The 9,454-nt window shown below is 46.2% G+C and carries 4 protein-coding genes; 1 reads left to right on the top strand and 3 read right to left on the bottom strand.

What is annotated here, in order from left to right; genetic code table 11:
- Positions 1-282: 282 nt before the first annotated feature.
- The 3 genes from ABJO30_12725 to ABJO30_12735 all read right to left on the bottom strand — a co-directional run bounded on the left by ABJO30_12725 (position 283) and on the right by ABJO30_12735 (position 6,178).
- Complete coding sequence (locus ABJO30_12725; protein ID MEP3233682.1) at positions 283-1,611, bottom strand: HlyD family type I secretion periplasmic adaptor subunit; 1,329 nt, start codon at positions 1,609-1,611, stop codon at positions 283-285.
- A gap of 173 nt (positions 1,612-1,784) precedes the next feature.
- Positions 1,785-4,190, bottom strand: a complete 2,406-nt coding sequence (locus tag ABJO30_12730; protein MEP3233683.1) for an ABC transporter transmembrane domain-containing protein — start codon at positions 4,188-4,190, stop codon at positions 1,785-1,787.
- Positions 4,190-6,178, bottom strand: a complete 1,989-nt coding sequence (locus ABJO30_12735; GenBank protein MEP3233684.1) for an ABC transporter transmembrane domain-containing protein — start codon at positions 6,176-6,178, stop codon at positions 4,190-4,192. Before ABJO30_12735 ends, ABJO30_12730 begins: the two co-directional genes overlap by 1 nt.
- A gap of 333 nt (positions 6,179-6,511) precedes the next feature.
- Between ABJO30_12735 and ABJO30_12740 the strand changes: the two genes are divergently transcribed.
- A partial coding sequence (locus ABJO30_12740; GenBank protein MEP3233685.1) for a PA14 domain-containing protein occupies positions 6,512-9,454 on the top strand: 2,943 nt, incomplete at its 3' end.

The following is a 9,454-nucleotide window of genomic DNA, read 5'->3' on the forward strand; positions in this document are numbered from 1 at the left end:
TGCAATTGCCAATAAACCCAGTTTTACACTCTTAAAATTATTCATACAGTTTTGTGACTGTTTAAGCCGTCGTCACGAGCGATGTAAGGACTTAAGCAACCCAACAGCAGTGCATTACGCTCAGCTCAGGCAATGGCCTATATTCTTAATGCAAATCAATACGCTTGACCGTTAGGCCGCATCAACAAAAAAGCCCCTCCAGCATTTTTGCGCGGGAGGGGCTTTTATCAATTTAAGGGCTAACGAAACGAGAGCAGACTGCCTTTGTCGTTCAGACTTTCTCTAGCGCTCTGAGAATGCACGATCATAAGAGCGGACAACCGGTTTCAAGATGTACTGCATCACAGATTTTGAACCAGTAATCACATTGGCTGTAACAACCATCCCTGCTGTTATTGGGAAGTTGCGGCCGTTATGCTCAAGAACACTACGGTCAAGCGTCACGAGGCCTTTAAAGTACTTGTCACCACGATCTGTTTCAAAAGTTGTCGGAGAAACGGAGCGCACTTCGCCATGTACCTTGCCAAACACTTCTGGATCGAATGTTGATAAGGTAATTTCTGCTGGATGGCCTGCACGAACATAACCGATGTCTTTTGGTTGAATGCGCACTTCTGCTTCGACACTTGCATCAAGCGGCACGATTTCAGCAACAACATCACCTGCACGAATAACTTGGCCTGGCAATTTAGCGGCCAGAGATTGGACACGGCCTGTTTTTGGCGCATAAACCGCAAGACGTTTCACACGGTCTTCGCCGCCTTTTAAACGCTCATCAAGCTCAGAAATTTCACCAATGGTCGAAACCAATGCATCTGACCATTCTTGTTTTTTGGTGTTCTTTGCTTGGACTGTCTCGTTCGTCAGCTCAACAATTTGCCCTTTGATGGATTCAATGGTGCCAAGGAGTTGTTGGCGGGTCACACGAACCTCTTCAACACGCGCTTTTGCTTGCAATAAGCGTGAACGCGATGAAAAACCTTTTTCATTTAGCTTTTTCTGAGCACCGTATTGCTCTTGGTAAATTGCTATTTGTGAATCAACCGCTTTGATCTCATCTTTGCGCGATTTCAAATCAGAATGACGCTGTTCTAAACGTGATTCAAGAACCTTACCCCCAGCAGAAACTGCCTTTTGCTCTGATGTAAACAGCAAGAGTTGATCATCGGATTCAGTTGGGTATTTTTTTGCTAATTCACCAAAATCAGGTTCGCTTAGGCCTTTGAGCAAAGCACCCAAACGAATACGGCGCATATCAAGAAGGTCACGACGGACGCGCACTTGGTTGAAGTCACCCGAACCACTTTCAGGGTGCAACTTCATCAAAAGCTCGCCTTTGCGGATAAAGCCGCCTTCGCCAACATACACATTGTCGACAATGCCACCTTCAAGGTGCTCAACAGAAACGATAGAGCCAACGGGAATGATTTCACCTTCAGCAATCGCAACTTCACGCACTGGCGCAAAAACAGACATTGTAATTAATATGACAACAAAACCGCTCAACGCCCACAAAAACCGGCGGAACGTACCATCCCAATGCCCGCCGTCAATTTCCAACGGCATGGCAAGGTTATCATCTTGATGAATCGGGTCTCTAAAAAGTTTCACGATACTCACTCACTCTTACTCGATACAGCAACCCTACGCTTGATGGTTTTAATTTGAATTAATTTTGAAGCGTAGCACTAAGCTTTAGGACACTACTGTGTATCAAGCTTAAGCCGCAGTTAATGCGAACAGACACTGACCAGAATTAATCAACTATATCAGTGCCTTCGCGATTATCCGGCCTTCTTCTGTGCTGCAGCAGCCTTAGCGGCTAAGAACTTCTCAGACGTGTCATCATAAGCAATTGCGCCTGCTCTTAGGTATAAGACCCTATCGCATTTAGAAATGAGTTCATCATCTGTCGTTGCGATAACAAGGGTCGACTTCCCTTTAAGATCCCCAATTTTATCAAACAGCGCTTCACGCTCAAACATGTTGAGGTTGCTGGATGGGCTGTCGAGCAAATAGATGTTTTCATCCTTTACAAAAGCCCTGGCGATTGAGAAACATTGTTTCATCGTATTCGACATGCTTCCTAATTTACTTGCTGTCAGGCGTGTATCAATACCGTCTTCCAACTGGGTATGAGGCAACCAAATACCAGCAGCAGACAATGCCTCCTCAAGATCACCATCAGTTGCAGATGGATTGGCCAGGCGAATGTTTTGGGCAAGCGTGCCATAAAAGAACTCAGGGCGCTGTGCCACATAGCCAATTGATGTGCGCACCTCATCCACATTGAGCTGTTGCAAGTTCAAGCCATCAAGAAACACGGTTCCGCCTTGCGGCTTATAAAGCCCCAAAATCATTTTCAAGAAACTTGATTTACCCGATGCAGGGTCGCCCGTTATAGCAATTGCTTGGCCTGCAGGAATATCAACCGATACACCTCTGAATACAGGGTCAGCCGCTGCGCCATATTTGAAGCTGACACCATCAAAGGTAATACGCCCTTCATAGTTTCTTCTCAGTGTCGGCGCAGTACTTGGATCGCGCTCAGGCACCAAGCCCATCAACAAATCAGCTTGTCTTGCCGTTTCACCAAATTGGCCGATACGGTTCAAACTCAAAAATGCCGTTTGAATTGGCGACAAGATCCGCCAAACAAACATCATAACGGCGATCAAACCACCCACAGACAGCTCTTCAGCAATAACAAGCAAAGCGCCGGCCCATAACGTTGCAATACCAGCAATCATCACCAAACTTTGGGCGAGTGTGTGCATAATCGTATCAAAGAACTGGGCATTAAACCGACGAGAATTAAATTCTTGCCCAATGTCATCCCAGCGCTTAATCCACACATCTTCAGCACGCAATTGACGGATCGTATCGCGTTTATTCACGGTCTCAATGAGCAAGTTTTGATGGGTTTGACGGAATTTACCCGTAATCAGAACGTTCCTCTTTGTCATCGGCATTGAAACGAGGCCAATCAAGACAAAAACAACCGCAAGACCAACTGGTATCAGCGCCAAAATGGGGTGAATCAAAGAAATTGCGAGGATAAAGACAATCGTAAAGGGTAGATCAAGACCAGCACTGACCAATGGTCCTGTAAAGAACGATTGAACGTTTTCAAATTGGCGAAGACGGACAATTTGCTGACTAACAGAAGCGCTCTCAGTCATGCTGATTGGCAAGTTCAAAATGCGTTCAAACGCCCTAATCAACAATTGGGTATTAAACCGCGCACCAACATAAGCAATTAGACGCCCTCTAATATGCCTGATGTAAATTTCAAACATTAATGTGACCAAAATCGCGGACACAAAAAAGACAAGCGTATCCAATGACTTAGAACCAATCACCCGATTGTATACATTCATCGTAAATACAGGTGTTGAAAGTGCCAAAAGGTTTGCAACAAAGGTTAAACTGACAACCAAGATGATTTTAGAATTGAATTTGCGTAGGCCCTCATAAAACCAACTGATTTTACGATTTTGAGGGACCGATCCCCCTTCGCCTGTTTGCTCAACCAAACAAATACGGATTTGCCCAGTTGGCTTATCCATTTCACGCAAATCACCGCGGGGACCATCATAAACCAGCAATTTTCCATTGGGTAGGAAACGAAGGCCAATTCTTGGTCGTGCTTCATCGTCAATCACCAAACAAGGGAGACGCTTTTCCAAGTTCGCAGCGTTTTCTACGCTGACCCGGCTTTCAAAGCCAAGATGATGCAACACGCCTTGAAATGAAAGGATGTCATCCATGTCTTTAAAGTGGGGCAGCGCCTGTATGATATGACGGTCTTCACCTGGCCACTTCAGCTCAACCAACAAGGAGCGCAAGCACCGGTCATAAGCGTTGGAGCGGTCCTTCTCTTTGCTTTGCAGCAGAGGTGAAAAAGCCTGCTCGATATTGTTGATACTGGCTTCAATGTCATTTTCTGGAACGTAATCTGACAGACCATCGTGCCCACCAACTGGCAAACCAAGCTTTTGAAAATCCTCAGTTGTTAAATCGCTTAACGGCTTTACAACAGTTTGATTTTCATCAGCATTTTCGTCTGCATCAGCTTCAGTCACTTGAGCGTCAGTCACTTGATCTTCGCCAGCACCTTCTGCTTTATGCTTCATGGCATCACCATCAACGTTTTCAGCACTAGGTGTTTTAGATTCATCAGAACTCATTAGGCACCTATTTTATTGAAGCCAGTTTCAGTGTCATCCACCGAAACGCGATCGAACTCATTTGCAGCAAGTCCAGCCTTCATCTCATCCACGTTATCGTAAACCGTCAGCTCACCATCTTGAATGTAGAAAATACGGTCTGCAGCCCTCATGAATTCCTCAGAATTTGTGGTGTAGGCAAACGTGATCCAGCCGCGCAGATTATCCAGCGCCTGCAAAAATGATTTAATACCATCACCGTCCAAAGCTGTCTGAGGCTCATCTAAGGCCCACATAACAGGCTTTTGCGCGAGCACCCGTGCCATTAACAATCGACCGATGAAGCCTGCTGGCAATGTCTCTGCGATACCACGGCCAAGCGGTGTGTCGTAGCCTTGAGGAAGCTTGTCGATGTCTTTTTCAAGTCCGACAATATCTGTTGCCCAACGCACTTCTTCTGCAGAACCGCCCTGCCCAAAAAGAGTAAGGTTTTCAAAAATTGTTCCGGAGAAAACTTCTGTGTTCGTATCCAACAACCCAACAGCCGATTGATAACGACGTCGGAAATCATATGCGGACAAATCATCAAGCGTAACCGAGCCAGAATCTGGCAGTCTCAAACCAGCAATTGCACTCAACAACGTCGATTTACCCGAACCATCCGGCCCAACCAGTGCGATCGCCTCACCAGATTCAATTTCAAAAGAGAGTTGACCCAATTGTCGTCCCGTATTGCCTAACTCTAGAACCAAATCCTTAGCAACAATCTCAGGTGTTGGCGGATCTTCAACAATTGCGGTTAAGTCTGGCACATTGTTGAGTTCAAACAATCTGGAAACTTCTTCAACAGCAATACGGGCCCGTTGGAATTCATTCCAAGTACCAGCAACGCGCAAAATCGGCTGAACTGCACGGCCTGACAACAAAGAACAACAAGCAAGAACACCGACCGTCATATGACCGTTGACAGCCAAAAACGCGCCAGTTGTAACCATTGCGATCATTGTGCCATTACCGAGCAAACTTGCGATCGACTGGCCTTGCATTGCAGCTGTAATGATAGAGTAATGCAGTTGCGCATTCTTCGCCTGAAGGCGTTCAAAACGGCGCATTAGCAACGATTCAGCCGATTGGCTTTTCATCGTCAAAATACCTTGCAGCGTTTCAGCCACAAAGTCATAAGTGCGCGCTTCGTGCTCTTCCTTCTCTTCAAGAATTTTCTTGTAATGACGACTAGAAGTGATGGTTGCAAAACCAAACAAGCACAAGATCAAGAAGGGAACGATAACAAGCCAACCACCAATAATTGCCATCACACCTAAGAAGACGCCAGCAAATGGAAGGTCAATGAACATAAGGCGAGATTGGCCACCGTAAAAGTCTGCGACACGATTGATATTTGATAGGCGTTCAATCGTTTTCGCCGGCGAGTTATCTGAAAATGAGCCAGACGGCGCATAAAGAAAACGACTAATCAGCTCTTGCGTGATTGCAGTCGTAAAGCGCGTTGCAGCCCAAGAAAGAACATAAGATCGAGAAACCCTCAAGATGGCTTCGAAAAGAGCGATCACCGCAAGGGCCATCATCATAATCGAAAAGGTTTCGTGCGCCTGATTAGGGATTACACGGTCGTAAACCTGCAAGATCACCAACGGCAGGGCAAGGCCAAACAAATTGATGATTATGGAAGATACTAGGACAGAGCGAGGAACATGAAGTGCTGAGGTAAACGGAATGCCGCGTTCAATTAGCCCTTTTGGAGACAATTCATGGAGAACATTCGCAATACCAGTGAAAGGTTCTGTGCAGATATTCCAAAAGCGTTTGATCGGCCCAGGCACTGCTTCAGAAGGCGCCGCAGTCTCTTGATCAGAAACAAGAGTACCATCAGCCGCGCGCGCGCGGTCCGACGGCTGACGTTCGCGTTGATCGGGCGCGCCCTCTTTATTAATAACACCGGCGTCCCGTAGCTTTGAAAGCGCTGCGTGGACCTCGTTTGTTTGTTCCATCAAATGCAACCTTAATTAACAGTCAGTTGCACTTTGCCTCGAAATTGTTGTGATTTGCTTAAGAAGTAGTCAAGAAATTCCGCAAGATTTTGGATTATTGAAGGTGACGCTGAGTCACCTGCCTTTGAGGGATTTAGGATTGCTTAAGATGACGCTGAGTCAAGTAATTTACTGTTAATCATGGTTCTCTTTTATCCTGAAAATCCTCGTTAAAAAAACCCGTGTTAACGGCTTTAAGAGACATTTTCTGCATATTCCCCGCAACGACAGGTGCGTCTGGACTCTTCTAGGCGACACTCAAAATCTTGAAATTCTTACTGTGGTGGTAATATAATGGCTGACGAAAAAAACAACGATTCGACTGGTGCATCTGCTGGTACAAAGAACGAAGATAGCGTAGCGAACGCGAACGATTTCGTTCTTTCTGATCAGGTTGTAACTAAAAATGACAACGACGGTGTCGGTGTTCTTTTTGGCACAGAAGCTGGAACTGTTGAACAAACAGGCGAAGCCTCCGATGCAGCTTCCTCTAGTGAGAGTGAGCTAGGCGCAAGTGAAGCCAACGCAACATCAGCATCATCGAACACAGACAGCCTATCGAATGACGATTTACTGCAGTCCAATGGGAACACAAGTGGTTTAGCCGACCAGATTGACACTTCCGGACCAGCAGTAACTAATTCAGATGCTACCACAGGTGAAAATAGTGAGATTGTCGGTCAGAACACTCTTTCAGATGTAGATATTGTTGAAGCAACCGGTGTAACGGGCCCAAGCGATGCTGCCCCTCAAACTGGAAATAGCAGCAACGGTTCTTCCGCAGAAGCTGAGGCAGAATCTGATGAAGAAACAAGTGAAACCAGCACCACACCGACATCATTAGATACAGCAAGCCAGTCAAGTAACGATGTAGAGCAATCAGTTCCAGAAGTTACAGATGCACCAACGCTCGAAACACCAGAAGAGCCAGTTAACGCAACCGCAGCTCCTGTCGACATCCAATTCTCAAACCGCGCAGTTGATGAAAATTCAGCGGGCGGAACAGTCATTGGTACATTGTCAGCCTCTGATGCAGACAGCAATGAGTTCTCCTATCAGCTTGTTGATAGTGAAGGCACTCCAGTTGAAAATGATTTGTTTGAAATTGTTGGCAACCAAATTGTTGTGCGCGCTGGGGCAGATATCGATTTTGAAACCCAAGCAACTCACGATCTAAGCTTGCAAGTAACAGATGAGAGCGGCAACACTTTCATTGAAGCGTTCGAAATTGATGTTAACAATCAAGCCGAAGGCATTTCAGGTCTTACTTTCAATTTTGCGGAAAATTCTGGCGTTAAAGCCGAATTCTTTGTGTTTGATGGTGACAACAATGTTGAGCGCGACACGCGTAATCTCAACAATGTCGATTTCGATCGCCCTGCTGACTCAGTTCAAGTCGTCGAAGACTTGAATTTTGGTTCAGGTGACAACAGTGTTTTTGAAAATGATGCTGGCCGTGACGATCACTTTGCAGCCCGTTTCACGACAGAAATCACTGTTGATGAAAACGGCGAATGGACCTTTGGTGTTAATGCCGATGATGGCGTGCGCATTTTGGTCAATGGCGAGCTTGTTGTAGAAGACGTAGAAGCTCACGATGCCCGTTTTGTTGAAGGTGGAATCGAGCTTGAAGCAGGCACGCATACCCTTGAAGTATTCTACTTCGAGAACCGTTTCGACACGACACTTGATGTGGTTTGGAAAGGTCCGAATGACGATGATTTTGAACAACTAGATTCATCACAATTTGCCTTCTCAAATCAAGCTGTTTTCGAAAATGCTGAAGCTGGTACAGTCGTCGGCACACTAAACGTCGAAGGCGCAATTGACAGATTTGAAATCACCGAAGGTGCGAGCGATCTATTTGAAATTGCTAACGGAAATCAAATTGTAGTCAAAGAAGGCGCTGACATTGACTTTGAAACTGCGCAATCTTTCCCTGTTGAAGTCACGGCATTTGCGGCCAATGGCGAGACCCTCACAACCAACATCAACATTGACGTTCAAGACATCAACGAAGATCCAACAGATATCTTCTTTGATGGCGACTTCTCAGTAGATGAATCCGGCTCTGGTGACCGCATCGTAGCCCGTATCACAGGTGCTGAAGACCAAGACGCGAACGAAAGCTTTTCATATTCTATTGTTGGCGAACACGCTGACACATTTTTCGTTGACGCCGACAATAACATCGCGGTTATCCCTGGTGTTGAGTTGAACGCTGAAGAGATCCCATCGTTGGATATCGATGTACAAGTCGCTGATAAAGGTGGCCTAATCCACGTTGAAACAGTCACCGTTTCTGTCGCTGAAGTAAGCGAAGCAGACGCAGTTGTCGAAGTTCCAGTTACCGTTCCAGAAACAAGCAACGCACCATTCGACATTACGTTCTCAGCAACATCAATTGATGAGAATTCTGAAGCTGGCAGCGTCCTTGCTACTCTTACGTCAAGAGATGCAGACCAAGGCGATACATTCACCTATGAATTGTCTGGCCCAGGTGCTGAATTCTTCGAAGTTTTGGACGACCAAATCGTTGTCCGTGAAGGTGCAGATCTTAATGCAGAAGCATTGTCATCAGTCCAGCTAACCGTCACAACGACAGATAGCCAAGGCAACACTTTCTCTGAAGCTGCATCAATTCGCATCAATAATTTGAACGAAGGTTTCACAACAGTAACTCCTGACAACACATCAATTGATGAGAATACAGGCGTCAACGAGATTGTTGCGAACCTAACAACGGACAATCCAGATGCTGGTGATTTTGTTTCTTTCGAAATTGTTGGTGGCAGCGATGAGTTCTTTACACTCGGCAACCGCATTCGCGTAAAAGCTGGTGCAGACCTCGACCATGAAGGTCAGCCAGAGCACACGCTCACAATCCGTGCAACGGACCGTGCAGGTAACACAGCCGAATCTGAAATCACAATCAACTTAAACGACATCAACGAAGCACCGACAGCGGTTGTTGCGGCGCCAGAAGTACTCAACAGCAGTGATGCCGATGCAGGCACAGTGGTTGCAAACCTTACTGTGGCTGATGTTGATGACGGCGACACACACACATTCGAACTATCAGGCCTCGGCGCTGAAAACTTTGAAGTGGTAGACGGTCAAGTGGTGGTTGCAGAAGGTGCAAACATCGACTTCCTTGAAACAACAGCATTCAACCTAACTGTTACAGCAACAGATTCAGGTGGCCTTGCTGTGTCATCTCCACTCGAGATCACTGTT

Source organism: Hyphomicrobiales bacterium (assembly GCA_039973685.1).
In the GTDB taxonomy this organism is placed as follows: domain Bacteria; phylum Pseudomonadota; class Alphaproteobacteria; order Rhizobiales; family JACESI01; genus JACESI01.

Bases quoted from the DNA above. Each gene is read 5' to 3' on its own strand.
- ABJO30_12730 (MEP3233683.1), bottom strand. From the start codon at position 4,190: ATGAGTTCTGATGAATCTAAAACACCTAGTGCTGAAAACGTTGATGGT.
- ABJO30_12735 (MEP3233684.1), bottom strand. From the start codon at position 6,178: ATGGAACAAACAAACGAGGTCCACGCAGCGCTTTCAAAGCTACGGGAC.